The sequence below is a fragment of the Amycolatopsis sp. CFH S0740 genome, from assembly GCF_004522315.1.
GTDB lineage: Bacteria > Actinomycetota > Actinomycetes > Mycobacteriales > Pseudonocardiaceae > Amycolatopsis > Amycolatopsis nivea.
The window spans coordinates 18,262-43,588 of the sequence record NZ_SDLS01000009.1 but is presented as its reverse complement, the minus strand read 5'-3'; the positions used below and the strand labels follow the sequence as shown (position 1 = coordinate 43,588).

28 protein-coding genes are annotated in these 25,327 nt (G+C 69.0%); 12 read left to right on the top strand and 16 right to left on the bottom strand.

The genetic code is table 11. The features are described from left to right. Positions 1-10 precede the first annotated feature (10 nt). From EIZ45_RS17460 to EIZ45_RS17445, 4 genes are all read right to left on the bottom strand, one after another. On the bottom strand, positions 11-556 hold the full coding sequence (locus EIZ45_RS17460) for a YbaK/EbsC family protein (protein WP_134663648.1): 546 nt from the start codon (positions 554-556) through the stop codon (positions 11-13). A 31-nt stretch (positions 557-587) separates the two neighbouring features. Then, a complete protein-coding gene (locus EIZ45_RS17455) occupies positions 588-887 on the bottom strand; it encodes a DUF2516 family protein (protein WP_037807548.1) in 300 nt (99 codons plus the stop codon). Positions 888-1,916: 1,029 nt separating this feature from the next. Continuing rightward, the gene (locus EIZ45_RS17450) at positions 1,917-2,600 is read right to left on the bottom strand and encodes a hypothetical protein (RefSeq protein ID WP_037807546.1); all 684 of its coding nucleotides are present in this window, start codon (positions 2,598-2,600) and stop codon (positions 1,917-1,919) included. Beyond that, the gene (locus EIZ45_RS17445) at positions 2,597-2,992 is read right to left on the bottom strand and encodes a helix-turn-helix domain-containing protein (protein WP_037807545.1); all 396 of its coding nucleotides are present in this window, start codon (positions 2,990-2,992) and stop codon (positions 2,597-2,599) included. The genes EIZ45_RS17450 and EIZ45_RS17445 overlap by 4 nt, the downstream gene beginning before the upstream one ends. Before the next feature lie 140 nt (positions 2,993-3,132). Between EIZ45_RS17445 and EIZ45_RS17440 the strand changes: the two genes are divergently transcribed. Beyond that, the gene (locus EIZ45_RS17440) at positions 3,133-4,269 is read left to right on the top strand and encodes a methyltransferase domain-containing protein (RefSeq protein WP_134663647.1); all 1,137 of its coding nucleotides are present in this window, start codon (positions 3,133-3,135) and stop codon (positions 4,267-4,269) included. Between the two features lie 14 nt (positions 4,270-4,283). Here the strand turns inward: EIZ45_RS17440 and EIZ45_RS17435 are convergent, their stop codons facing one another. Continuing rightward, entirely contained in the window at positions 4,284-5,117 is an 834-nt protein-coding gene (locus EIZ45_RS17435; RefSeq protein WP_134663646.1) for an enoyl-CoA hydratase/isomerase family protein, read from the bottom strand. A gap of 122 nt (positions 5,118-5,239) precedes the next feature. On the opposite strand from EIZ45_RS17435, the gene EIZ45_RS17430 reads away from it, so the two are divergent. Then, positions 5,240-5,620: a helix-turn-helix domain-containing protein gene (locus EIZ45_RS17430; protein WP_134663645.1), complete on the top strand. Its 381-nt coding sequence runs from the start codon at positions 5,240-5,242 to the stop codon at positions 5,618-5,620. A gap of 124 nt (positions 5,621-5,744) precedes the next feature. On the opposite strand, the gene EIZ45_RS17425 is transcribed toward EIZ45_RS17430, so the two are convergent. From EIZ45_RS17425 to EIZ45_RS17415, 3 genes are read right to left on the bottom strand one after another with little or no spacing between them, the layout of a single operon-like run. Further along, positions 5,745-6,386, bottom strand: a complete 642-nt coding sequence (locus EIZ45_RS17425; protein ID WP_134663644.1) for an AAA family ATPase — start codon at positions 6,384-6,386, stop codon at positions 5,745-5,747. A gap of 1 nt (position 6,387) precedes the next feature. Beyond that, positions 6,388-6,750 carry a zf-TFIIB domain-containing protein gene (locus EIZ45_RS17420; protein ID WP_370318151.1) on the bottom strand — a complete coding sequence of 121 codons (363 nt, stop codon included), beginning with the start codon at positions 6,748-6,750 and terminating at the stop codon, positions 6,388-6,390. Positions 6,751-6,786: 36 nt separating this feature from the next. After that, entirely contained in the window at positions 6,787-7,155 is a 369-nt protein-coding gene (locus EIZ45_RS17415; RefSeq protein WP_037807534.1) for a VOC family protein, read from the bottom strand. A 94-nt stretch (positions 7,156-7,249) separates the two neighbouring features. Here EIZ45_RS17415 and EIZ45_RS17410 point away from each other — a divergent pair, with 94 nt between their 5' ends. After that, entirely contained in the window at positions 7,250-7,717 is a 468-nt protein-coding gene (locus EIZ45_RS17410) for a CGNR zinc finger domain-containing protein (RefSeq protein ID WP_037807532.1), read from the top strand. Between the two features lie 495 nt (positions 7,718-8,212). On the opposite strand, the gene EIZ45_RS17405 is transcribed toward EIZ45_RS17410, so the two are convergent. Beyond that, positions 8,213-9,511, bottom strand: coding sequence for a DUF445 domain-containing protein (locus EIZ45_RS17405; protein ID WP_037807530.1), 1,299 nt, complete (start codon positions 9,509-9,511; stop codon positions 8,213-8,215). Between the two features lie 29 nt (positions 9,512-9,540). Here EIZ45_RS17405 and EIZ45_RS17400 point away from each other — a divergent pair, with 29 nt between their 5' ends. Together EIZ45_RS17400 and EIZ45_RS17395 are read left to right on the top strand one after the other, a co-directional pair. Next, positions 9,541-10,707: a pyridoxal phosphate-dependent aminotransferase gene (locus tag EIZ45_RS17400; RefSeq protein WP_134663642.1), complete on the top strand. Its 1,167-nt coding sequence runs from the start codon at positions 9,541-9,543 to the stop codon at positions 10,705-10,707. 315 nt (positions 10,708-11,022) lie between these two features. Then, positions 11,023-12,609, top strand: a complete 1,587-nt coding sequence (locus tag EIZ45_RS17395; protein ID WP_134663641.1) for a hypothetical protein — start codon at positions 11,023-11,025, stop codon at positions 12,607-12,609. 436 nt (positions 12,610-13,045) lie between these two features. Here EIZ45_RS17395 and EIZ45_RS17390 read toward each other — a convergent pair whose 3' ends face one another. Beyond that, a complete protein-coding gene (locus EIZ45_RS17390; RefSeq protein ID WP_037807524.1) occupies positions 13,046-14,485 on the bottom strand; it encodes a PLP-dependent aminotransferase family protein in 1,440 nt (479 codons plus the stop codon). Positions 14,486-14,546: 61 nt separating this feature from the next. On the opposite strand from EIZ45_RS17390, the gene EIZ45_RS17385 reads away from it, so the two are divergent. Continuing rightward, positions 14,547-15,188, top strand: a complete 642-nt coding sequence (locus EIZ45_RS17385; protein WP_043836242.1) for a YitT family protein — start codon at positions 14,547-14,549, stop codon at positions 15,186-15,188. Here EIZ45_RS17385 and EIZ45_RS17380 read toward each other — a convergent pair. Next, positions 15,185-15,718, bottom strand: a complete 534-nt coding sequence (locus EIZ45_RS17380) for a Clp protease N-terminal domain-containing protein (protein WP_134663640.1) — start codon at positions 15,716-15,718, stop codon at positions 15,185-15,187. The genes EIZ45_RS17385 and EIZ45_RS17380 overlap by 4 nt on opposite strands. Further along, on the bottom strand, positions 15,718-15,927 hold the full coding sequence (locus tag EIZ45_RS17375) for a hypothetical protein (RefSeq protein WP_009071860.1): 210 nt from the start codon (positions 15,925-15,927) through the stop codon (positions 15,718-15,720). Before EIZ45_RS17375 ends, EIZ45_RS17380 begins: the two co-directional genes overlap by 1 nt. 516 nt (positions 15,928-16,443) lie before the next feature. Here EIZ45_RS17375 and EIZ45_RS17370 point away from each other — a divergent pair. Both EIZ45_RS17370 and EIZ45_RS17365 read left to right on the top strand, forming a co-directional pair. Further along, the gene (locus EIZ45_RS17370; RefSeq protein ID WP_134663639.1) at positions 16,444-17,208 is read left to right on the top strand and encodes a protein phosphatase 2C domain-containing protein; all 765 of its coding nucleotides are present in this window, start codon (positions 16,444-16,446) and stop codon (positions 17,206-17,208) included. A 59-nt stretch (positions 17,209-17,267) separates the two neighbouring features. Further along, positions 17,268-17,951 carry a DUF998 domain-containing protein gene (locus EIZ45_RS17365; protein ID WP_037807517.1) on the top strand — a complete coding sequence of 228 codons (684 nt, stop codon included), beginning with the start codon at positions 17,268-17,270 and terminating at the stop codon, positions 17,949-17,951. On the opposite strand, the gene EIZ45_RS17360 is transcribed toward EIZ45_RS17365, so the two are convergent. Continuing rightward, entirely contained in the window at positions 17,929-18,957 is a 1,029-nt protein-coding gene (locus EIZ45_RS17360; protein ID WP_134663638.1) for a D-cysteine desulfhydrase family protein, read from the bottom strand. The two genes, EIZ45_RS17365 and EIZ45_RS17360, sit on opposite strands and share 23 nt — an antisense overlap. 48 nt (positions 18,958-19,005) lie before the next feature. Beyond that, positions 19,006-19,611, bottom strand: coding sequence for a DinB family protein (locus EIZ45_RS17355; RefSeq protein ID WP_134663637.1), 606 nt, complete (start codon positions 19,609-19,611; stop codon positions 19,006-19,008). Between the two features lie 66 nt (positions 19,612-19,677). Here EIZ45_RS17355 and EIZ45_RS17350 point away from each other — a divergent pair, with 66 nt between their 5' ends. From EIZ45_RS17350 to EIZ45_RS17340, 3 genes are read left to right on the top strand one after another with little or no spacing between them, the layout of a single operon-like run. Next, positions 19,678-21,054, top strand: coding sequence for an amidase (locus tag EIZ45_RS17350; RefSeq protein ID WP_134663636.1), 1,377 nt, complete (start codon positions 19,678-19,680; stop codon positions 21,052-21,054). Then, positions 21,021-21,599 (top strand): TetR/AcrR family transcriptional regulator, encoded by a 579-nt coding sequence (locus EIZ45_RS17345; RefSeq protein WP_037807509.1) that lies wholly within the window; start codon positions 21,021-21,023, stop codon positions 21,597-21,599. Before EIZ45_RS17350 ends, EIZ45_RS17345 begins: the two co-directional genes overlap by 34 nt. Next, a complete protein-coding gene (locus tag EIZ45_RS17340; protein WP_370318145.1) occupies positions 21,586-22,428 on the top strand; it encodes an oxygenase MpaB family protein in 843 nt (280 codons plus the stop codon). The genes EIZ45_RS17345 and EIZ45_RS17340 overlap by 14 nt, the downstream gene beginning before the upstream one ends. A 28-nt stretch (positions 22,429-22,456) precedes the next feature. Here EIZ45_RS17340 and EIZ45_RS17335 read toward each other — a convergent pair whose 3' ends face one another. Further along, positions 22,457-22,993, bottom strand: a complete 537-nt coding sequence (locus EIZ45_RS17335; protein ID WP_037807507.1) for a CGNR zinc finger domain-containing protein — start codon at positions 22,991-22,993, stop codon at positions 22,457-22,459. A 54-nt stretch (positions 22,994-23,047) separates the two neighbouring features. Here EIZ45_RS17335 and EIZ45_RS17330 point away from each other — a divergent pair, with 54 nt between their 5' ends. Further along, a complete protein-coding gene (locus tag EIZ45_RS17330) occupies positions 23,048-23,905 on the top strand; it encodes an alpha/beta fold hydrolase (RefSeq protein WP_134663635.1) in 858 nt (285 codons plus the stop codon). Here EIZ45_RS17330 and EIZ45_RS17325 read toward each other — a convergent pair. Further along, positions 23,864-25,303 carry an amidase gene (locus tag EIZ45_RS17325; RefSeq protein ID WP_134663634.1) on the bottom strand — a complete coding sequence of 480 codons (1,440 nt, stop codon included), beginning with the start codon at positions 25,301-25,303 and terminating at the stop codon, positions 23,864-23,866. The genes EIZ45_RS17330 and EIZ45_RS17325 overlap by 42 nt on opposite strands. Between the last annotated feature and the right edge of the window lie 24 nt (positions 25,304-25,327).

Sequence of the window (25,327 nt, the reverse complement as noted above, 5' to 3'; positions counted from 1 at the left end):
TGTGGACAGTTCAGCGCGCGAGCCCGTCGATGACCTCGGCGTTCGGCAGCCCAGCGAGCGCCGCACCGGAGATCAGGAGCTTGCTGCCGCGGATCCCGCTGCCGATCACCAGCTCCGGCGCGTCCGCGACGGCCTGGTCGATGAGAATCGGCCAGTCCGCGGGCAGCCCGACCGGCGTGATGCCGCCGTACTCCATGCCGGTGAGGGAAACGGCCTCGTCGATCGGCGCGAAGGACGCCTTGCGCACGTCGAGACGGCGCTTGATGACACCGTTGACGTCGGCGCGGGTGGTCGCGAGCACGAGCGCCGCGGCGAACCGGACCTCCCCGGCCCGCTTGCCAGCGACGACAACGCAGTTCGCGGAGGCGGTCAACGGCGACCCGTACGCCTCGCAGAACGCGGCGGTGTCGGCGAGCTCCGGATCGATCTCGGTGACGCCGACCTCGTCCGGCGCGGGCATCGCGGCAAGCGCCTTGGCGACGGGTTCGGCAAGCAGGTCAGTACGGGTCGGCGCGGGAACGACAGTGAGGCTTCCGGCGATAGTCCAGGTGGTCACCAGCCCGAATGTAATCCGCCGGGCACCCCGGTCACCAGTTGCGGTGGCCCCGCTGAACCTCGATGAGCTTCGGCCGCACGTCGACGATGTAGACGAGCGCCGCCGCCATCGCGGGCACCCAGAAGATGAACCCGACCCCGTTCCCCTGGAGCGGGAACAGCACCAGCGCGACCGTGGCCACGCCAGTGATCAACATCCAGACCGGCTTGGTCTTGCGATCGGCCGCCGAGTACGCGTCGGCTCGCTGGAGCAGCGCGTGAACGAAGGCGAAGAGCCCGACCAAGGCGCTGCCCCAGTGGATGACCCTGAGGATCCATTCGGCAACCAGCACGCAGCCAGCTTACGGCAAACCGCCCACGCCGCCCGCTCCCCCAAAACCCGGCACTGTGACATGACTGCTGGTCAGGCCCGGGTGGGGCGGGTTTGGCCGCGGTTATCTCAACGACGGTTGTCGGGGTGACAACGGTCACTCCGGTTGGGTGCCTCGGCTTAGGTCGGACCCAGTTCGGTGGCCGTGAATCTAGGTCGGACCCAACTCGCTGCCGTGAGCCTAGGTCGGACCTAGTCGGCTGCGGTGAAGCTAGGTCGAACCCAGGCCCGACGCCCGTGAGCCTAGGTCGGGCCTAACTCGCTGCCGTGCATCTAGGCCGAACCTAACGATGCTCGCGCGAGGTGGGTTCGACCCAACATCGACTTCGCCGCAACATCCGCCGCGACGCACAGCGACACCAACCCGCCCGACGCTGCCGCCGAAACACCCCGCACAGGGCGACGGCGGCACCGCCCCCGATTCAGCGGCGCGGGGGCAACCTCACCAACACCTCCGCCACCACATCCCGGCACGCCGCCCGATTCAGCGGTGCGGATCAGCAGCACGGGCCCAGTCCGCCACGCAGCGGCGCGGCGGCAACCTCACCACACCCCCGCCGCCACCTCCCCGGACGCCACCTGATTCAGCGGCGCGAGGCACAGTCCGCCACGCAGCGGCACGGCGCGCCACCGTCCCCAACACGGCGACACTGCCGCCAACCCAACGGCGCCCCCGAGCATCCCTCAACCCGGCGGCACCGCCGCCAGCACAACGGGCGCCCCGAGCATCCCCAACACGGCAACCACCGCGGCCAACCCAACGGGCGCCCCCGAGCATCCCCAACACGGCAACCACCGCCGCCAACCCAACGCCACCCAGGAACATCCCCAACACAGCACACGGCGGCCGGACCAACCCAGGCCCGGCCGCCGTGCGACCCCTCGATTTTCGATTCTCGCCCTCGGCGACCCCGGCGCAAACCGGCCCGCCCCAACGGTTCCGAGTGCCGGAGCACCCGAACCGCCGATCAGTGCGGCAGCGACTCCGCCGTCACTTCTCCGTCTTCGGCGCGGCCGGCTTCTTCGCGTTCGCCGTCGTGCTGGTGGTCGTGCGACGGGCCGGCGTGGCGGTCTTCGGCGCGGTGCGGTTCGCGGCCTTGCGGGCCACCGAACGGGTCTCGTGCGCGACGTTCTCGCCGATTTCCTCAACCGCGTCCGCGGTGTCGCCAGCCACCTCGGTCACCTTGCGGGCAGCCTTCTCACCAGCGGAACGGGTGCGCTTGGTGACCTTCGCCAGCACGCCGTCGACGCGCTCGCGGGTCTCCTCGGTCAGGCCGTCGACGCGCTCCTGCGCGGCGGTCAGCGCGTCGTCCAGCTGCTCAAGGGCCTTCTTGACCTGCGGCTGCGCGGCGATCTTGTCCCACGCCTGCTCGCCGGACTCGGCCAGCTTGTTGTACAGCTTCAGCGCGGCCTCGGTGTACTCGTCGATGGCCTTGCGCAGTTCGGCCGGGTCGAGCTTCTCGCGGAGGCTTTCGACGTCGGTCGGCAGCTCCTCGAAGCCCTTGCGGGCGGCCTCGGTGTTCTTGGTGACGTTGGCGCGGGCCTTGGCGACCGCGTCGGTCACGGCCTGGCTGGCCAGGTTTCCGGCGCCGAGCGCGGCGAGCAGCGGGGTGCGGACCTGGTCGAGCGCGGTGTTGACGGCCTTGCGGACGTCCTCGGTCTTGGGCGTGGTCATGCCGACTCCTCAGTGGTCTCTTGGGTGGTCTTCGGTGCGGTGTTCGCGGCGGCGTTTTCGCGCCGGAAGGACTCGTAGACGTCGAGCAGGACCTGCTTCTGCCGTTCGGTCAGCTCGGCGTCGGCGCGGATCGCGTCGCCGACCGGGCCGCCGGTCGGCAGGTCGAGGATTCCGGCCTGCACGTACAACGCTTCGGCCGAGATCCGCAGCCCTTTCGCGATCTGCTGGAGGATCTCCGCGCTGGGTTTGCGGACCCCGCGCTCGATCTGGCTCAGGTACGGATTGGACACTCCGGCGAGTTTCGACAGCTGGCGCAGCGAAATCTTCGCGGAACTGCGCTGCTGGCGGATGTACTCGCCGATGTCGGAGGCGATGTCCGCGACCTTGTCCATGGGGCGCTGTGCTCCGCCGGGTTCTGTCATCCGGTCACCTCCTCGCGACCTACTCGACAGTACGCTCGCGTGCTAGCTATTGCAAGCACCCTGCTTGCAACCATCGGGTGTGGTTCCGCTCACCCCGTTACCCTGGGCTTATGCGGGCACAACGGTTGCGTCGACGCCTGGTCCGGCACCTCGTCGAAGAGGACGTGCTGCACGACGAGGCCTGGGCCGACGCGTTCGCGACCGTCCCCCGGCACGCGTTCCTGCCGCGGTTTTTCGTGCCAGCCGGCGACGGCTGGGCGGCGGTCGACCGCGGCGATCCGGACTGGCTGGACCGCGTCTATTCGCGCGACGTCCTGGTCACCCAGCTCGACGACGACCCGTCGCTCTGGGACCGGGCCCGCGCGCACGGACCGGTTCCCGGCGTGCCGACCAGTTCGTCCAGCATGCCCGCGATCATGGCGATCATGCTGGAAGAACTCCTGGTCCGCGACGGCGACCGGGTACTGGAGATCGGCACCGGAACCGGGTACAACGCGGGTTTGCTGTGCCACCGCTGCGGTTCCGGCCAGGTGTCCACAGTGGACATCGACCCGGTCATCGCGGCCGCCGCGCAGGAACGCCTCGCCTCCTGCGGCTACGCCCCCGCGTGCGCCACCGGCGACGGTGCACTCGGTTTCCCGGCCGGAGTGCTCTTCGACCGGGTCCTGTGCACCGCGTCGGTCTCCCGAATTCCCCTTGCCTGGCTTGCTCAAACCCTCCCCGGCGGACACATCGTCACCACCCTCAACCGCCCGCTCGGCGGCGGGCTAGTCCGCCTGACTGTAGGCGAAGGCGCGACCGCCGAAGGCCAGGTCCTGGCTCGCGACGGTCGCTTCATGCCCCTGCGCGCACATCGCCTGCCGCCGCTCGCGGACCTGCCGTCCGCTGCCGATGTGCAATGGCGCCCGACTGAACTGTCAATGACAGATGTGCTTAAACCACAACGACATTTCGAGTTTTTCGCGTCGCTGGAGCTACCCGAGGTACGCCCGGTGCACGTCGACCCGAACGGCGCTTTCGCACTGTCCCATCCGGACGGTTCCTGGGCCCGAACCCGTCGCACGGACTCCGGTTTCGAGGTAGCACAAGGAGGTCCGCGCGCATTGTGGGATATCGCCGAGGACGCGCACCGGCGCTGGGAATCGCTCGGACGCCCCAGCCGGTCGCGTTTCGGCCTCACAGTCAACGCCGACGAGCAGACTTTCTGGCTGGACGATCCGCAATCCGAGAATCGCTGGCCGCTCTAGGGCGGATCCGCCGATCACCCCGCCAGCCCGCGAAGCAGCCCCTCCAGATCACGCTCGCCCGTCCGCGTTTGCGCACCCCGCGCCAGTCCGCCCCGAATCAGCGCTTCCGCCGCAGGACGCGTGAACTGTCCCGCCCAAGCGTCGTGTTCCCGCTGGAATCCCTTGGCCAGATCATCCGGAACGACGGCCTGTTTCGCCGCAGCGATCACTCCTTCCGGCAACGCGGCGATGTTGCGGGCCAGCCGATCAACCACTTCTTCCAGTTCGTCAGCAGGCACGGCCCGGTTGACCCAGCCGTAGCGTTCAGCCGTCCGCGCGTCGTACAACTCGGCACCGAGCACAATTTCCAACGCCCGGTTGCGGCCGACCCGGTTCGCCAGATATTGCGTCCCGCCGCCGCCCGGGACAATCCCCATCAGCGCCTCGGTCTGCCCGAGACCCGCGGTCTCGATCGCCGCGAACGCCAGGTCCGCAGCCGCGACGAACTCCGCCCCGCCGCCTCGCGCCAGACCGGCCAATTGCACGATCGTCACCTGCGGCTGCTGCCGCAGAAGTTCGCCTAGCGCTTGGAAAACGTTGAGCCCCATGGGAATCTCGGGAGCGAACTGGTCGAACGCGTCCGGAGTGTCGACCAGAGACATGTCGACGTGCGCGATGAAGAAGTCCGGATCGGCACTGTCGAAAACGATCACGCGCGCGGAATCGTCGGATCGCAGTGTGAGCAGCAGCCGCCTGAGGTCCGCCATGAGAGCGACGTCGAGGACGTTGACGGGCGGGTTGTCGATGGTGACGCGGACTATGCCGTCCTCGCGGCGCACGCGCAGGGTCGGGTAGTCGTCGGGGTGCATTCGGGTCTCCGATACGTATCCGGCAGGCAGCTAGGTTCCTGATGTATACCTAGGCTCGGGCGCGGATCGACCAGCGTCAATAACGCACTTTGGGCATCGCAAGGATCATGGAGGATACCGAGATGGCCGCTCCCGACACCGGCACTGTCTACCGGGCCGACTGTCCCAGCCGCCCGATCCTCGACCAGATCGCCGACAAGTGGTCGATGATGGCGATGGCGGTCCTGGAGGAGCCGCGCCGGTTCAACGACGTCAAACGCCGGCTGGAAGGCGTGACCCAGCGGGTGCTGACCCAAACTCTGCGCAGGCTGGAACGCAACGGGATGATCGTGCGGCGAGTACTGCCGACGTCCCCGGTCGGAGTCGAGTATTCCCTTACGCCGCTTGGCGAATCACTGCGCGAGCCGTTCGGCAGGCTGTACGACTGGACCGTCGCGCACACCGGCGAAATCCACGAATCCCAGCAGCGCTACGACGAACGGCTCCGCGCGGAACAATCGTGAGGCGTCGCTAGGTCCGACCCAGCCAAAATCCTGCTCACGCCCTGATCTCTAGGTCCGACCCAGCACACGCACTGATCCTTAGGTCCGACCCAGCTCACGCGCCGATTCCTAGGTCCGACCCAACTCACGCGCCAGTCCCTAGGTCCGACCCAATTCTGGCCCGGACCCACTTCTCCACCGCCGTAACGACGTCGTCGAGCGGAGTCTCCGTCGTGTCGATGGACTCGACCTGCCCGCGTATCCACAGGTTGAACTCGAGCATCTCCTCGATCCGCGGCTCGTCCCATTCCCGCCACGCCGGCCGGGCGCGCAGCCGGAGCCGGAGGGTCTCGTTGTCCGCGACCAGCGCCAGATAGTGCACATCCGAGAAGAAAACGCGCTCTGGCAACGGTTCCAGCTCCTGCGGCGCGACCGTCCCGCACAGCACGACCGGCCGTCCGTTCTGGTGCAGCATCGCCGCCATCCGCAGCCAGGCCCCGCGAAACGCCGGGTTGCCGGGGACGTCGTCCTGCAGCGCGCCGGTCCACAGCACGTCCTGCTCTAGCACGACGGCCTCACCCGCCAACCGCTGCGCCAGCTTCGGCCCGACTGTCGATTTGCCGCCCGCGCTCGGCCCCGTCAACGCGAACAACGGCAGCCGCCGGAACTGCCACCGGTGTCCGCACTCCACACACCGCAGAAGGTCCGCCTCGACCTGTGGACAACTCGCACGGTCGCCACAGGCCGGACAGATCCGCAGGTCAAGCGCTACTGGAACGGTGGACAACTCAGTCGAAGAGATTCTCGAGGAAGCTGCGCTTGCGTCGTCCGCCGTACGGGCGCGGCGAATCCCCGTAGCCACCGCGGTACGGCCGCGGCGAGTCCGCGTGTCCGCCTCGGTACGGGCGCGGCGAATCGGCGTGCCCACCCCGGTACGGCCGGGGCGAATCCGAGTGCCCGCCTTGATAAGGGCGCGGCGAATCGGGACGGCCGTAAGGCGGTGGCTGCTGCCGGTAGAAAGCGCTCTCGGCACCGGCGATCTGCTCCAGCTCGCCGCGGTCGAGGAAGATCCCGCGGCAGCCGTCGCACTGCTCGATGTGGACGCCGTTCTTGTCGACAGTGCGCATCATGTTCTGACACTTCGGACAAATCACGCAGCCGACCCTACGCGGATTCGCCGCGCCGTGTCAGCAGGCGCAGAGGCAGAACGGGTGGCCGACCGGATCGGCGTACACCCGGAAGGTCTCCGGGGAATCGTCGAGCAGCTTCGCGCCCAGCCCGAGAATGCGCTGGTGAGCGGCCTCGAGATCGGGAACGTCGAGGTCGAGGTGCGCCTGCTGCGGCTTGTCCTGCGACGGCCATTCGGGCGCGCGGTAATCAGCCACCCGCTGAAATTCCAGCCGAACGCCGCCGCGCGGGTCGACGAGCGTGGCCCAGTGGTTGTCCGGAGCGATCTTAGGTTCGTCCCACTCAAGCAGGGAGCGGTAGAAGCCGGCGAGTGCCCCTGGGTCCGGACAGTCGAACGCAACGCCGCCGAAAGTCGGAATCGCACCCATGTTGCGGCCATCCTCTCCTAGTCGCGTAACCAGTAAAGTGAGTATGGGAGTTAGTGAGCCAGGTCGCAACCGATATCGCCCGTACACTGGGCAGGTGCACACCGACGCTTCCTTGGTGGTCGCCTTCCTGAACACCGTCGACATCGAACGGGGCGACGACCTGCTGGACGATCCGGAGCTCTGGCGGCAGTGGGCCGCGGACCACGACGTGTCACCGAACGATCCCGCCGAAGCCCGCGCCGTTCGCGACAGCCTGCGCGCCGCCGTCGGCGACCCGCGGCTGCCCGCGACCACGCTGGACGTCCCGCTCCGCTTCACCCTCACCGAAACCGGCCCGGCACTGCTCACCCCGGACGCCGTCACCGCGACCCTGGCAGCGACCACCCGCCTAGCCATCCGCGGCGACTGGGTCCGCCTGAAAATCTGCCCCGCCGACGACTGCCTGTGGGCCTTCTTCGACGAATCCCGCAACCGCTCCCGCACCTGGTGCTCGATGCGAGTCTGCGGAAACCGCGAAAAAGCCCGCTCCTGGCGCGCCCGCACGGCGGCTGTGCACAACTGACCCCCTGTGGACAACTTGTCCACACACACCACATGTGCACGTGCAGATGCCCCGGATCCCCACAAGTTGTGGACAGCGATTAGGCCATCACCGTGAATTCCTGTGGATAACCCCGGGGATAACTCAGCTTCCTGTGGACAACTGGTTTGAACGAGCCACGGCTGTGGTATAGGACGCCGCGCATCCGACCGACCACCCGCCGCAGCCAGTCGAGGCCGAGGAGAACCACGGAGGACGCTGCACCCGAAGCGCCGGGGCACCCACGCCTTCGGACCGCGATCCACGGGGCTTCGCGGCAACCAATCGAGCGCTGGCTCGCTGGCGAATTCCGCTCAACCACAACGAAATTCCGGGACTGCTGCCCGCCCGGATCCAACGGCGATCCCGATCCGCCGCGACCAAGTCAGCCGACCGCCGCGCAGCAACCACGCCGCCCTGAACCGCACCAACCAGGCCAACACGGTCAACCCAACTCCCGCCAAAGCGCAACAACCCTCAAAAAAGCAGCTGCGCCACCGCGTAAATCACCAACCCAGCCAGCGCACCAACCACAGTCCCGTTGATCCGGATGAACTGCAGATCCCTCCCGACCTGCAGTTCGATCTTCCGGGACGTCTCCTCGGCGTCCCATCGCTCCACCGTGTCCGTGATGATCGTCGTGATCTCGCGGGAGTAGTGGGTCACCAGGTAAACCGCCGCGCTCTCGACCCAGCCGTCTACCTTCGACGTCATCGACGGGTCGTCCACCAGACGCTTGCCGAGCGACTCCAGGCCTCCTCGAACCCGCTGGCGCAGTTCGCTCGACGGGTCCTCCGCGGCGTTCAGCAGCATCTCCTTGGCCGTCGCCCACGCATTGCCGATCAGCTTCTGCACTTCGCCGTGGTTCACGATCTGGCCCTTGACCTGCTCGGCCCGCTCCATGGTCTTCGGATCGGTCTGCAGGTCCTGCGCGAACTCGCCGAGGAACTTGTCCAGCGCCAGGCGCATCGGGTGGTTGACGTCGGTCTTGACCGCCCAGGCGAACGTCAGGACCTCGCCGTACACCTTGTCCGCCAGCATTTCGTCGACGAACTTCGGCGACCAGCTCGGCGCGCGGTCCGAGACCACGCGCAGCATCGTCTGGTGGTTGTCCCGGACCCATTCGTAGGCGCGGTCGCACATCAAATCCACCAGCTTGTGGTGCGCGCCGTCCTCGAAAACGCCCGCCAGGATCTTGCCCAGCGGCGGGCCCCACGGCTTGTCGATCACGCGCTTGACCACGGCCTGCTCCATGATCGCCTGCACGTCCTCGTCGCGGAGCACGGTGACCGCGCCGCGCACGACGGTCGCCAGTTCCGACGTCACGCGTTCCGCGTTGTCGCGCTGCGAGAGCCAGCCGCCGAGCCTGCTCGCGACCTCGACGCGGCGGAGCTTGTCGCGGATGACGTCGGGAGACAGGAAGTTCGAGCCGACGAACTCGCCGAGGCTGTTGCCGAGCGCGTCCTTCTTGTTCGGGATGATCGCGGTGTGCGGGATCCGCAGTCCGAGCGGATGCCGGAACAGCGCCGTCACCGCGAACCAGTCCGCGAGCGCGCCGACCATGCCCGCCTCGGCCGCGGCGCGCACGTAGCCGACCCAGCCGCTCCAGCCCGCCGACTCCGCCCAGCTCGTCAACAGGAACACGATCGTCGCGCCGAGCAGGAAGGACAGCGCGACCAGCTTCATCTTCCGCAGGCCGCGCCGTTTCGCCTCTTCGCCGGCGGTGCCGCCGGGCGGATCCGCGGGCGTGACCTTGGCAGGGGTGAGTTGCTCCACACCGCCATTGTCCGTGAGGATGCGTTCTCGTGCGTGAACCAGCTCTCGTCCCCCGCCTCCGCCCGTTCACCTCGACGGTCTTCGCGGAGATGACCGCGCTCGCCGTCCGGCACGACGCGGTCAACCTCGGCCAGGGCTTCCCGGACACCGACGGGCCCGCCGGGATGCTCGAAACGGCGAAGAACTCCCTGTTCGGCGGCGACAACCAATACCCGCCCGGGCCGGGCCGTCCGGAGCTGCGCGCCGCGATCAGCAGGCACCGCCAGCGCTACGGAGCCACTTACGACCCGGACACGGAGATCCTGGTCACCGCGGGTGCGACCGAGGCCATCGCGGCATCGCTGATCGCGCTGACCGAGGCCGGCGACGAGGTGATCGTGGTCGAGCCGTACTACGACTCGTACGCCGCCGCGGTCGCGATGGCGGGCGCGCAGCGACGCGTCATCGGGCTGGTCGAAACCGAGAACGGACAGCTCGAACTCGACCTCGACGCACTCAGCGACGCGATCACGCCCAAAACCCGCGCGGTGCTGCTGAATTCGCCGCACAACCCCACGGGCACCGTGTTTTCGCGCGCGCAGCTGGAGGAAGTCGCGCGGCTGTGCGTGGAGCACGACCTCATCGCGGTCACCGACGAGGTCTACGAACACCTCGTCTTCGACGGCGCCGAGCACCTGCCGCTCGCGTCGTTCCCCGGGATGCGCGAGCGGACCGTCGCGATTTCGAGCGCGGGCAAGACCTTCAACTGCACCGGCTGGAAGATCGGCTGGATCTGCTCGACGCCGGAGCTGGTGGCCGCGGTGAAGGCGGCGAAGCAGTTCATCACGTTCGTCTCCGGCGGGCCGCTGCAGCCGGCCGTCGCGTACGCGCTCGACAACGAGCTTGAGTGGGTCGAAAACCTGCGCGCGAGCCTGCAGGAGAAACGGGATCGGCTTTCCGCTGGTCTTGCCGATGCGGGATTCGCAGTACGGCCGAGTGCGGGAACGTACTTCGTGACGGCTGACGTGCGTCCGCTCGGTTTCGAGGACGCCGCCGAGCTCGCTTGGACGCTTCCGGAACGCGCCGGAGTCGCCGCGGTACCCGTCAAGGTGTTCACGGATCACCCGGACGAGTGGAAACATCTGCTGAGGTTCGCGTTCTGCAAGCGCAACGAGGTGATCGACGAAGCCGTCGAACGCCTGCGGAAACTCGTCTGACGACTGGCGCCCGGGCCCGGTTCGCCCCTGCGGGAACGAGATACCGAGAGTGTCGCGGTGGCCGAAACATCGGGTCAACGCCCGAATTCGCGCCGCGAACGGGCCGCCCGGATGGCCGCATCTGGCCCGGTTGAGGCGACGCAGTGTGATCGACTAGGGCGGATCGGACACCAGAGCCGGTGCGGACGTTCCGCCTTACGGGGTGGATCGAGCGCGGGAGAGATGAAACACTCGCGTCCGGTGCTAGAAAGAGGGCAGCCCCGGGGGACCTGCGACCTGGCCGGAAGACAGCCCCAGCAAGATCAGTCTCGTGCGGTGGCACGAGCTTCAGGCGCGGACGGTGGTGGTGGCGTGACCGGCATGGCGCATTCGCGCGGCCTCGCACATCCCGTGGCGTCCGGCTTCAGTCCACTTGGGAACGCGGGTTCCGCGCTGCTCGGAATGGCCGACCGCGCTTCGAACCGCACCGAGCGGAACTCCTCTTTCGCGCGCGCGGGCGCGCGACGACGGCCCCGAGCCTGGGCTGCTCCGATCGCCCGGCCCGCCGCCCGGATCGCCGTCGCCGGCGGGCTCACCCTGGCCGGATGGCTGCTCGGCGCGGCGTTGTCGCAGGCGAACGCGGCGGCGGACGAGCACATCGACCGCCCGGCCGCTTCGGCTCCCGACACCGAACCGGAGCACCGCTACGCCGGAACGGCCACGTCCGGCACCCTCACCTGGGCCATGCCCGGGGCGGAACGCGCTTCCCTCCACCGGTTCCACATCTCCGCCGACGACTACCGGCCGGACGTGAGCTTCCGTCCGGCCACTGTGTCCGGCAGCGGCCCTGGCCACCACACCAGCATCGCGGTGACCCGGCCCTCGGCCAAGATCACCAAGCCTGCCAAGGCAAAGAGCCCAGGCGCGGCGAAACACCACGCACCGGCGAGCGACGCCGCGCCCGATGCGACCACTCAGCCGGTCAGCAGCCCGAGCAGCACCAATCCCGAACCCCAGCAAGGCTTGCCCAGCAGCCCAAGCAGTGCGCCCAGCAGCACCAATCCCGAGCCGCAGCAGGGCCTGCCCAGCAGCCCAAGCAGTGCGCCCAGCAGCACCAATCCCGAGCCGCAGCAGGGCCTGCCCAGCAACCCGAGCAGCGAGCCCAGCAGCACCAATCCCGAGCCCCAGCAGGGCCTGCCCAGCAGCCAGCCCGAACAGGGCTTGCTCAGCAGCATCAGCAGCGAACCCGAGCCGCAGCAAGGGCTCCTCGGCGGTCTTCTCGGCGGCACCAGCCACGATTCCGGCCCGGGCCTCCTGGGCGGACTTCTCGGCGGCACCGAAACCGGCCACCCGGGGCTCCTCGACGGCATCCTCGGAACCGTCAACGACACTGTCGACATGACCCTGCACACCACGGTCACCTCGGTCGACACCGTGATCGACACCGCGCCGGTCCGGGTTGTCGAGCCGCCGGTCGACACGGTCGAGCCGACTCCGGTCGCCAGCGGGTCGATCAGCGTCTCCGTCCCGGCGGGCAAGCTGGCGAAAGAGCCGGAAGCGCCGGTTGTCGTGCAGGTCAGCAAGCAAGCGCCGGTCGTCCACTCCGCGCCCGCCCGTGTCCTCGCCGCGCAGCCCGCCGCCAAGCAGGAAACCCAGCCCGCGCCGCCGGTCAAGGAACGCAGCCAGGCTGGCGGCGGCAGCAGCGGTGGCGGCGAAGGTCTTCCCTCAGCTCCGGCCGCGCCTGCCGCGCCCGCGTCGACTGTCTCGCCGGGACACGACGGGCACGGCGGTCTGCGCCAGTTGTTCGCGCTGGCCGGCGCCGGCGACACCGTCACTCAGCTCAAGCTCATCGGCGTCAGCCGCGACCACGAGGTCGACGGCGCGGGCAGGGACGCCGCCCTGCCGACCACCTCCCCGGACTGACCCTCCAACCGGTTATCCGGGGAGAGCTCCGTCCACCTCAAGATCAACTTCTTGATCGCGCGCGCCCGTTCGCTGCGCCGGACTCACCCCTTCGCACCAGTGCTACTTCGATCAAGGGGCTGAACCATGACCGCACTTCCCGACCGGCCGACCGCGCCCGGCCGGATCGGGTCCTGGTCCCGGCGCCGCGCTGCCCCCGCGGCGCCGGGACCCACCACGGGCGTGCTCCGGAGGCTTTCGCTCACCGCGCCGAGCGAAAGCCTGCGCCAACCGAAGCCCGCCTGAACCGAGGGCGCTTCCCGGCACTTCGAGGGGCTGTGCCGGGAAGCGCCTCGGACGATCGGCCGGTGCGCCGGACAGGTGACCGCCACCATCCCTGGAGTGGCTGGATCCCATCCGGTGCACCGGCTGTTCATTTTTCGGAGACAAAACCGCGCTAGGTCACCGCAATCCGTTCCGCGGGCACATCCGCGCAGCCGCGCACCGAAGCCGCCGCCGCGCTCACCCGCCGCACCGCCTCCGGCAATTGCTCGCGCGGCAGCCCGAACGGCAGCCGCAGCCAGCGTTCCAACCCGCCGTGCACCCCGAACCTCGATCCGGGCGCGATCTGCACCCCGTGGTTCGCCGCCGACACCGCCAGCCGCGTGCTCATCGGTTCCGGCAACCGGCACCACAGCGACAGTCCGCCGGAGGGCACCTGGAATGTCCACTCTGGACAGTACTTCCGCAGTGCCGCGACCGTGATGTCCCGCTGCTCCCGGAATTCGGCCCGACGCCGGGCGAGCACGTCATAGCCCTCCGGTTCGAGCAGCGCGGCCAGCACGAGCTGGTCGAACACCGGCGCGCCGAGGTCGACCGCGAACCGCGAGGACTGCAGCCGGTCCAGCAAATCCGTCGACGCCCGGATCCAGCCCAGCCGCAATCCGCCCCACTGCGATTTCGCCGCGGACCCGACGCTCAGCACCAGATCCCCGCCGAACGCGGCCAGCGGCGGCGGACCGTCCACCGGGTCGCCCTCGTAGTCCAGTTCCACCAACGATTCGTCGACCACGACCGGCGTCCGCGACCGGGCGAGCAGCCCGCCGAGCCGTTCCCGTCCGGCCGCGTCGAGGCGCAGCCCGGTCGGGTTCTGGAAGTCCACCACGAGGTAGCCGAACCGAGGCGCGGCCTGGCGCAGCGCGGCCTCGATCCCCGGCAAATCCCAGCCGCGCACCGGATCGAGCGCGACCGGAACCGGCAACGCGTGCGTCGCGCGGACGGCGTCGATGGCGTTCGGATACGTCGGCTGCTCAAGCAGAACCCGGTCACCGGGCCCGCTCAGCATCCGCAGGCAGAGCACGAACGCGGAGTACGCACCGGACGTCACCAGCACCTGGTCCGGCGACGTCGGCAGGCCGCGCGCGGTGTAGCGCTCAGCGATCCGCTCCCGCAACCGCGGCAGTCCGCCGGTGAGATAGCCGTTTCCGCTGACGTACTCGACCAGATCACGCCGCGCGGTGTCGAACGCGGCCATCAGCCCAGGCACAGCGGGCGGCGCGGCCCGCGCGAGGTCGAGAAGGTCGTCCCGGACCGCCTCGGCCTCGTCGCGGTTGCCCACGCCGGCCACCCACGACCCAGCTCCGCGACGGCTGGCGACCAGACCGTCCGCGCGGAGCCGATCGAGCGCCGCCCCGATCAAGGTGCGGCTGACCCCGAGCGCGTCGGCGAGTTCGCGCTCGGCGGGCAGCCGCGTGCCGATCGGCAACTGCCCGTCGAGCACGTGCAACTCGACCGCCGCGGCGAGGTCGGTCGCCCCCTGCCGGGAGCCACGCTGCCGCCATTCCCCCAGCAATATGGCCAATCGCCGTCCCGAGATGCGGCCGCCCAGAGGTTCCATAAGGCCAATTATCGCGCATTGGCCATGGCATACCAGGCCAGTTGGCGCCAATAGTGGAGAAGTGGCAGTTACCGACCTCAGTCCCCTCAGCCTCCGCCGAGCCCCCGCGCGCCGGGGTGTCCAGCTACTCGCCGGCCTCGCGCTCTACGGCGCGAGCATGGCCATGCTCACCCGCGCCCGCCTCGGGCTCGACCCGTGGGACGTGCTGAACGACGGCCTGACCAAGATCACCGGGCTGACGTTCGGCACGATCAGCGCCGTCGTGGCGGTGTTCGTGCTGCTGCTGTGGATCCCGCTGCGGCAGCGCCCCGGCATCGGCACCGTCGCGAACATCGCGGTGATCGCGGTTGCGGTCGACGCGGTCCGCGCCGTGCTACCCGACCAGCACGTGCTCGTCTGGCAGATCCTGCTGCTGGTCGGCGGCGTAGTCCTGAACGCCGTCGCGACCGCGGTGTACGTCGGCACCCGCCTTGGCCCCGGCCCCCGAGACGGTTTGATGACCGGCCTGCACGCCCGAACCGGCTGGTCCGTCCGCCTGGTCCGGACCGGCATCGAGGTGCTCGTCCTGGCCGCGGGCTGGCTGCTCGGCGGCGCGGTCGGCGTCGGAACCGTGCTGTACGCCCTCAGCATCGGCCCGCTGACCCAGGCCCTGCTCCCGCTGGTCACGTGGCGCACCGGGGCGGACCAGCAAGAACAGCATTAGCGCTTGCCGACGGCCTGCCGGACCGCCGGATAATCGATCCCGCGTGCCGCGAGGAAATCGGCGACCGGACCGCGCTGCTTCACAAGCGCCAGCAACAAATGCGCCTGCCCGAGATGCTTGTCGCCAAGCTCATGCGCCTCCCGCACGCTTCCCTGCAACGCGTTCTTCGCGTCCTCGGTGAACGGCAAGTGATTGCGCTTCGTGGGACGACTCGCCTGAGCAAGCGCACCCGGCCCATGCGTCTGCTCGACCCGCTCGACAATCTGATCAACGTCGATGCCGAACTCGGTGAGCGCCTCGGCATCGGCGTCACTGATCCCGCCACGGCGGCGCACCCGGGCAAGCTCAGCGAAGACGTCCTCGCGCGACACCCCGAGATCTCGCAGCAACCGCACGGCCTCGCCGTTCTCGATCCGCGCCAGCCCAGCGAAAACCGCCTGCGCGGAAATCTCCCGAGCCCCCGCCTCATGCGCCGCGGCCTGCGCCTCGACCACCGCTCTCCGGGCGTCATGGGTGAACTTCTCGAACATCAATGCCTCCCGTACTTCTTGTGGACGGCCTGCCGGCTGACCCCCAACTCGGCCGCGATGTCCTGCCAAGACCAGCCGTGCATCCGCGCACTGCGCACCTGCACCGCCTCCAACTGCTCAAGCAACCGCCTCAACGCAGCCACCGCCCGAAGCCCCACCCGGGGATCCCGATCACCAGCGCGAGCGGCCAAATCCGTCGCTTCCGTCATGATGTCAATCTAGGTTGACACACGGCGCCTGTCAACCCGAGTTGACAGAGCGCGTGAGGGCCACCCTCATTGACTTTGATTCCCTCAGGGTTCCCCTCACGACCCGCGATGCCCCCGTGAGGGACCCCTTCACGGACCTGGATTCCCTCAATGAGCCCTTCACGGACCCGCTCCGGCGCCGCCAGGGATGCGCCCCAATGCGGCATTGGGTGCGTCAGATGCACCGAACGCCACATTGGGTGCGCCACATGCACCCAATGCCACATTGGGGCGCAAACCCCACCGCCCAACCGCAGCCGATGCACCCAACCATCGAGGCACCCAGCCCTCCCCCGCACCCCGATAGGAAGCTCCCCTGCGGGCGGTGGGTGCTTGTCAAGGCATCTTTCCCGCCTTGACAAGCACCCACCGCCCGTCAGCACAATCAAGCTTCGGGGTGCCCCACGCAACCAAGGGCCGATGTCGCCGCCAGGCGACAAGAAGTCCCGAACCCCCAACCCGGGCTACAGTCACCAAGTGCCCGAGATTTCGACCGCCGAGCGAGCCGGAGTCGGTTCCGACGGCAACCCCCGCCCCACCGAAGACCACATCGCCCTCCTCGACCAAGCAGTCCTGGTCCTGGACGGAGCCACCTCCCCGAGCCCAGACCTCCCCCCAGGCGGCTGGTACGCCCACCTCCTCCGCGACCAGCTGGCCAACGAACTCCGCACCGCCCCCCAACAAAACCTGGGCCAAGCCCTGGCGACCGCAATCACCGCCGTAGCCAGAGACAACGCCCTAACCCCAGGCAACGCCCCCTCCAGCACAGTCTCGATCCTCCGCTGGGACGACCACGAAATAGAAGCCCTGGTCCTGGCCGACAGCCCCATCGTCGCGTTTGGACAGTTCGGCGCCGACGTGGTCTCCGACGACCGCCTGGTCTCCCTCCGCAACAACGGCCTCCTCCAAACCAGCGCCGATGTCCGCCGACGACGCAACGCCGAAGACGGCTTCTGGGTAGCCGAAGCCGACCCGGCCGCAGCGCACAAAGCAGTCCGCCGCAGCTGGCCCCGCGCAGCCGTCGACGCAGTCCTCATCGCCACCGACGGCGTAGCGATCGGAGTGGACGAATACGGCCTCTTCACCTGGCCAGAAGTCCTGCAGCTAGCCAAAAACAAAGGCCCCGAGGCAGTACTGGACGCGGTACGCGCCGCGGAAAACGACGATCCGCACGCCGTCCGCTGGCCGCGCGCCAAACGGCACGACGACCAGGCGCTCGTCCTCGCCGACTTCTCGGGGTAGGGGCTTAATCAGGGGTTTTCCCTGATCACGAAACGCCGCGGAACCGCCAATCTGGCTACATGGGGAACACACGAGGCGTCCGGGGATGGCGCCTGACCGCGCTCGCTGCGATCGCCTGGGGGCTGTTCACGATCACGGTGCTGCACATCATCAGCTCGCACGACCCGATCTACGACACGCTTTCGAGCTACACGATCACCGACCGCGGGGAGGGCATGCTCGGGGCGAGCGTGCTGTCGGTGGCCGTCGGATCGCTCGCGGTGCTCGGCGCGCTGATCGCAGGCGGCGTGCCGATGACGTTCAGCACCAAGGCTTTGCTCATGCTGTGGGCGGTCGGGCTGGCGGTCGCCGCCGTTTTTCCGGCCAGTTACCCGCAAAGCCCGAATCCGCTCAGCGGCGACATCCACCTGTACTCGTGCCTGATCGCGTTCGCGAGCCTGCCCGGCGCGGCGATCACGATGCTGGAACCGTTGCGCGGCACGGCGGAGCGCGTGTTCGTGGTGCGCTGGCTGAAGTTCGGGCTCGCCGCGGTCGGGTTGTTCGCGCTGAGTTTCCTGTTCGTCCGCCTCGACGAAGCCGGGGTGCAGCCGTTCCACGCGCTCACCGAGGTGCTGCCGGTGGGCGCGACGCAGCGGCTCACGCTGATCGCGAACGTCGCCCTGCTGCTGGTCCTGCTCCGGATCGCGGTGCGGACCGAAACCGCTCGCGCCGCGGTGCTCGTTACTTCCGCGCCTCGGCCATGAACTCGGGCGCGTAACCGAACAATCCGGGAAGACCGCCGGTGTGCACGAACACGACGGTCTCCTCGGGCGAATACCGTCCCGCCGCCGCCCATTCCACCAGGGCGGCGGCGGCTTTTCCGGTGTAGACCGGGTCGAGCACCACGCCTTCGGTGCGGCCGAACAACCGGATCGCTTCCCAGGTCCCCGACGCCGGGATGCCGTAGCCCTCGCCGATCGTCGTGTCGTTGAGCCACACGTGCGCCAGCTTCGGTGGGTCGAACCCAAGCAACTCCGCGGCCCCGGCGGTGAGCTGGGACAAGTTGTCCACAGCCTCGTTCAGCGGATGGCTGACGCAGGCGATATCCACCTCCAGCGAACCGAGCAGCTCCGTGCCGAACGCCAGTCCGGCCGCCGTGGCCCCGCTGGCGTGCGGACTCACGATTCGGGCGTGGTCCAGACCCTGCTCCACCAGCTGGGCAGCTAGCTCGCGGGTGGCATCCACATAGCCGAGAACACCGAGTGGGTCGGACCCACCGACTGGGATAGTCCGCACTTTCCGGCCTTCGTCCGCTGCTTCGGCAACCAGCCGTTCGTACGTCGCGGCCGATTCCTCGCCGGACGCGCAGACGTGCACCCGCGCGCCGAAGAGCAGGTCGAGCGGGACATTCCCGGACCGTTCGTACGCGTCGCCGGAGCGCGACACCTCAGCGGTCAGCACCAGTTCGCAGCGCAAGCCGAGCCGGGCGCACGCCGCGGCGGTCTGACGGCCGTGGTTGGTCTGCAGCGCGCCGAAGGTGATCACGGTGTCGACACCGTCGGCGAGCGCCGCGCCGAGGTGGAAGTCGAGTTTGCGCAGCTTGTTGCCGCCGACGCCGAGCGGATGGACGTCGTCGCACTTGAGCAGCAGCCGGGGGATGCCGAGCGCTTCGCCCAGCCGCGGCGCGGGGACCAGCGGTGTCGGCCCGTGGTGGAGGCCGGCGCGCGGAAAGCCGTCGAAGGAGGGGAACCGGGCGAAGTCGAACGTCATCGATCCTCCGTGCGCTGGCGGGGCTGATGGTGGGCAGTTTAGGTGGCTTTATCCGGCTGTGGCCGGATCCGCGAGCTTCGCCGCCCGCTCGATTTCGGCCCGCCGCGCCTGCCAGAAGGCCGCGTCCCGGCCGCGTTTGGCCATAGCTTCCAGGTCCATTTCGACCACGCCGTCCAGTTGCTCGCGCAGGATGTCGGCGTGCCCGGCGTGCCGGTTGGTCTCGGTCAACATGTGGACAAGGACGTTGAACAGCAGCACGTCCGGCCGCGGCCACCACGGCACGTAGCCGGATGCGTCGATGGCGAGAGCGGCGATCGTCGCGTCGGAGTGTTCGCAGGCGCGCTGGTAGCGGCTGGTGATTTCCTCGCGGGTTTCGCGCTCGGTCGCCCACAGGTCGCGACCGCGCTGTTCGAGGTCGTCCCACCGCGGAACCGGCTCGGGAAAGGGACGGCCGAACACCTCGCCGAAGTACCGGGCCTCGGCGACCGCCAGGTGTTTGACCAGGCCGAGGAGGTTGGTTCCGGTCGAGGTCAGCGGACGGCGGATCGCGTACTCGGACAATCCGCCGAGCTTCCGGAGCATCGTCTGCCGGACCTCTTTGAGGTCGCTGTGCAGGTACTCCTTCGCGAAGTCGTCGATCACGACTCCGAGCATGCCCGAACTTCCCGGCCGTCGCCGTGATACGTTCGTTCGAGCGAACGAGAGAACGGGGAGCCGCCGATGCCTTCCGCGACAACCGAGTTCACGACCCTTGCCGCCCAAGCCGCCGCGCTCGAATCCGGCGAGGTCACGGCCGTGGAGCTGACCGAGCTCGCGCTCGAGCGAGCGCACGCGAGCCAGCCTGTGCTCAACGCGTTCCGCGTGCTGCGCGCCGAAGCCGCGCTCGCCGAGGCCGCCGCCGCTGATCAGCGCCGCGCCGACGGTGACCGCGCGCCGTTGCTCGGGGTGCCGGTCGCGATCAAGGACGACGTGGACATCGTCGGCCTGCCCACCGCGTTCGGCTGTCCGGGCGAATTCCCGGCGGCGACCGCGGACGCGCCCGCGGTCGCGAAGCTCAAGCAGGCCGGCGCGGTCATCATCGGCAAGACCAACACGCCTGAGCTGGGCCAATGGCCGTTCACCGAGGGCACCGCCTTCGGTGCGACGCGCAATCCGTGGCAGCCCGCGCACACGCCGGGCGGGTCGTCCGGCGGATCCGCCGCGGCGGTGGCGGCCGGGATCGTGGCCGCCGCGCTCGGGTCGGACGGGGCGGGATCGGTGCGCATCCCGGCGGCGTGGACCGGACTGGTCGGCATCAAAACCCAGCGCGGCCGGATCCCGACCGGCAGCGAGCTGTTCCACGGCCTCACCGTGCTCGGCCCACTCGCCCGGACGGTCGCCGACGCGGCCACCCTCCTCGACGTCACCGCGGGCACCGGCACCTCGTTCCAGACCGCCGCGCAGCGCGAACCGGGACGGCTGCGGATCGGCCTCTCTACGCGGATTCCCTTTACCGCCACCAAAACCAGGCTCGACCCAGTGGTCGAATCGGCGGTGCGCCAGACCGCCGAGACGCTTGCCGGGCTGGGGCACGAGATCGTGCCGGTCGAACCCGGATACGGCTTGATCGGCCTGACTTTCCTGCCGCGGTCGCTCACCGGAGTACGGGATTGGGCCCGGCGCGTGCCGGAGCCGTCCGCGCTCGACCCGCGCACCCGCAGCAACGCCCAGCAAGGCGGCCTTCTCGCCGGACCCGCGCTGAAACTCGCCCGTGCGCTCGAACCGGTGCTGCGCCGCCGGATCGGCGGGGTGTTCGGCGACATCGACGTCCTGCTCACGCCGACCACCGCCACTCCGCCGCCCGCGATCGGGTCCTTCGACGGGCTTTCCGGCTGGCAGACCGACCAGTCGATGATCGCCGCGTGCCCGTACGCTTGGCCGTGGAACGTGCTGGGCTGGCCCGGGGTGAACGTGCCCGCCGGGCTGACCGCGGACGGGTTGCCGCTGGGCGCCCAGCTGCTCGGCCCGTCGCATTCCGAGGAGCGGCTGATTTCCGTTGCCGCGCAACTGGAAGAGGTGCAGCGGTGGCCGGACCGACGTCCCGAGCCGGGGTGGTGACCACTCGCGATGCGATTCTTCGCGCCACCCTGAAGGTGGTCGGCGAACAGGGCGTCGGCGGGCTCACCAACCGCCGCATCGTCGCCGCGGCCGGGGTTTCGCTCGGCACGCTGACATATCACTTCCCCAGCCAGACCGAGCTCCTGCGCGAGGCGATGCTGCTGTTCGCCGAGGAGGAAACCGCGAAACTGGCGGGAATTGTCGAGGCGTACCGGGAACAAGGGCTGAGCCTCGAACAAGCGGCGACCGTCGTGGAACACGTAATCAAGCAATTGCCGTTCGGCACGGACGAACTCGCGCCGCACGAGCTGTACCTGCAAGCCGCGCGCGACCCCGGGCTGCACGAAGCGTCCGCGAAATGCTTTGCGGCATATGACGAATTGGCCATTACGATTCTGACCGCACTCGGCCTGCCGGAGCCGGAACGAGTAGCCGGGCCGGTGGTCGCGCTGATCGCCGGGCTGCAGTTGCGCCGCCTCGCGACCGGCACGGACGTTCCGGCTGCCGAGCCGTTGATGATGCTGCTGCACGGTGCGCGAGGCTGACGTGGCTCCGCCGGTCGTTCGCGGTACCGCGGCTTGGCGCTATTTCGGCGACTTCCGCGACGCGCTGCTCGCGGGACAGGTGCTCGTACTGCAGGTCGCGCATCCGGTCGTCGCGGCCGGGGTGCGGGATCATTCGGACTACCGCGAGGATCCGTGGACCCGGCTGATGCGCACCGTCGCTTCGCTGTCGATCTACGTTTACGGCGGGACAAAGGGCGCGCAATTCGAGGCCGAACGATTGCGGAAACTGCACCGCTCGTTCACCGGTATCGCCGATGGCCGTCGATACAGCGCGCTCGATCCTGGCGCGTACGCATGGGTGCACGCGACGCTGGTGATGGCTCCCGTTGACGCACAACGGTTCTTCGGCCGCCCGATGTCCACTTCGGAGCTTGACGAGTACTACGCGCAGATGTGCGGCATCGGCCGGATCCTCGGCGTCCGCGAGCGGGATCTGCCGCCGACGTGGCCGGAGTTCGAGCGGTACTACCGGGAGACGATCGCCGGGTTCGGTCCGAACGAGACGATCAGCACGCTGTTCGAGACTATCGACACGGTGCGGAAACCGTTCTCCCGCATGTCCGACCGCCGGTGGTCGAGACTCCAAAAAGGATATTCGACCGGGCAGCTGTTCCTGATCCGCACGCCGGACGTTCCCTTTCGCCCCGGCCCCGCCAGCGCAGCCCCCGCCCTCCTCCGGGGGACGGCCCTTGTCCAGTCTATCCGCCCCCACCGACAACCCCGCCCACTACGGCCGGGTTGTCCACAGCGACCGCGACTTGGGGAAAGTCTCGCGCCCACAGCCCCATGCGAGTGGTCGGCAAGCTGAATGTGTGGCTGCGCGCGCACCCGTGGGCCTACCGGTTCTTCGTCCGTTCGTAGTGCGCTCGCGCCTTTGCCCGGTTCCCGCAGCGCGACATCGAGCACCACTGGCGCGTCCGACGAGGCGACGTGTCGACAAATCGCAAGCCGCAGTCGTCCGCCGAGCAGATGCGGATGTCTTCTGCGCCGGTAGCGAGATCGACGGCGTCGGCGGCCAGCACCGCGAATGCCGTCGCTACCGGGTCCGCGGGAGTGGGCGCTTCCCGCTGCAGCACACCGTCCTTCAACAGCAGCCGATCCGGTTCGGGGGCGGCCGCGAGGGCGTCGTTGACCAGCCGGACGTCGGCAACCAGCGGCTTGGCGGTCAGCAGCCGGTTGACCGCCTCGCGTAAGTCTTTTGCCGCGGCCACCTGGGCGGCGGTCACCGGCACACGACCGAATCCGGCCAGCTCAAGCCATTCGGCCAGCGCGTCCGGGCCGGTCAGCAGCTCGATGCCTTCCGAGAGATGCCGGGAGCGCAGCGTGTTCACCAGGTGCAGACACGGCCGTCCAGCGTCGAACACCCAATCCATGCCGCTCATTCTAACCATTGAAACCGGTGAGAACGCACGCTACCGTCTAACCCCATGAGCCGGTTAGAAGCAGCCATGGCCCAAGTAGCCGACCTGCGCATGCACTACCTCCGCGGCGGCGACGGCCCGCCGCTGTTCCTCCTGCACGGCTGGCCGCAGACGTCGCACTGCTGGCGCCGCGTCGCCGGACCGCTGACCGAGGCGTACACCGTGATCGCCCCTGACCTGCGCGGATACGGGCGCACCGACAAACCCCGCACCGGTTATGACAAGCGCACGATGGCCGCCGACGTCGCGAAGCTGGCCGAACAGCTCGGGTTCGACCGGGTCGCAGTCGCGGGGCACGACCGCGGCGGGCGCGTCGCTCATCGGTGGGCGCTCGACCGCCCGGACCAGGTCGAACGGCTGGCCGTGCTGGACATCGCGCCGACGCGAGAGATGTGGCGCCGCCTCGACCGGGACCTCGGGAAGGCGTACTGGCACTGGCTTTTCCACCTCCAGCCAGACCTGCCGGAACTGCTGGCCGGGCAGAACATCGCCGCCTACCTCGGGTACTTCTTCGAGCGCTGGACCTTCCAACGCCACGGGCTGCCCGCCGAGGACGTCGCCGAATACGTGCGTGCCTTCGAAGCCCCCGGCGCGCTCCGAGCCGGTTTCGACGACTACCGCGCCTCATTCCCGGACGACGCCGAACTGGACGACGCCGATTACGCCGCCGGGAAACGCCTCACCCAGCCAGTACTGGCGATGTGGGGCAAGGCCGGACTGCTCGGCAGCCTGCCCACGCTCGACATCTGGCGCGACTACGCGGACAACGTGACCGGCATCGGCCTCGACGACTGCGGGCACTTCCTCCCCGAGGAACAACCCTCACAGGTCGTGACGCATCTGCGGGAATTCCTGGCCAGCTAACGGAATCCGTGCGAACCCGGCCCCCACCGTCCGCTCGATCGCCGCGCCGACGCGGAACGCCGTGCCGTCGTCGTACTTGCCCGCGACGACCTGGACCCCCGTCGGCACTCCGTTGCTCGCCCAACCGGACGGCACGGCGAGCACGGGATGTTCACTGCCGACATTGAACGCCGGAGTGAGCGAAGCGTCCGAAAAGTGTTCCAGCGCAACACCATCGACCACGACCTGCTCGGAAAGGTAATCCTCGCCAGCGGCGAACGCGGTGGCACCGAGGGTCGGCACGATCAGCGCGTCGAACCGCTCGAACACCGCGTCGAGGCGTTCGCGGATCGCCGCTTCGACCGCACGGCCGGTTTCCGCGTCCACAATGTTCTCGACGCCTTTGCGCGCGAAAGCCTGGCAGTACGGGGTGATGACGCCCGGGTTCTGCCGGTCCAGCTCCAAAACCTCGGCGGCCAAACCGGTCCCGAAGTGCGCCCACAAGGCCTGTTTGACCATGGCGAGCGTCCAGTCGATCTCGATCTCCGTCACCGCCGCACCGGCAGCCGACAACGCATGCGCGACGGCGCGGGTGTTGGCGGCGACCTCCGAGGCCACCGGGAAATCGCCAGGCACCGGACAGCATGCGACGCGGAGCCCACGCACGTCGCCCGACTCAATGCGAACGGCGGGAAGTCGCGAGTGCGGGTCGCGCGGATCCTCGCCCGCCATGACGTTCTGCAGCAACGCGCAATCGGCGACGGTCCGAGCCATCGGGCCGTGGTGGTAGTAAGTATCCAATCCGGCGGGCGGGAGGACGGGATTGCGCCCGTGTGGCGGTTTGAAGCCCACGACGCCGGTGAAGGACACGGGCGCGCGGAGCGAACCGCCGATGTCCGATCCGGTGGCGAGGAAGGCGGTCCCGGCCGCCAGCGCCGCGCCCGAACCGCCGGACGAGCCGCCCGCCGCCGTCTGGAGGTTCCACGGATTGTGTGTGGTTCCCCAGCGTCGCGCGTGGGACAGCGGCATGCAGCAGAACTCGGACGTCGTCGTGCGAGCGTGCAGAATCCCGCCGGCCGCCTGGATCCGGCTGAGCCCGATCGTGGTCTCCCGCGACACCCGGGGCGGGCGCAGGAGGGTGCCTTTGGTGACTGGGTGCCCGGCCAGGGGCTGTTCTTCCTTCGCCGCGATCGGCAGTCCTTCGAGCGGCCTCGGCTGACCGCCGGGCGCGTACGCCTTCTCCGCGACAGCCGCCGCCCGCAACGCCTGCTCGAACATCTGCTCGGCGAACGCGTTGACGTCCGGCTCGACCCGCTCCGCCCGCTCGACGACCGCGCGCATCACTTCCCCTGGCGAGAGCTGCCGGGCCCGGAAGAGGCGCAACACTTCGCCAGCGGAGAGGTAGTGGAGTGGGGTCATAGCGCGCTCCGTGGGGTCGGAGCG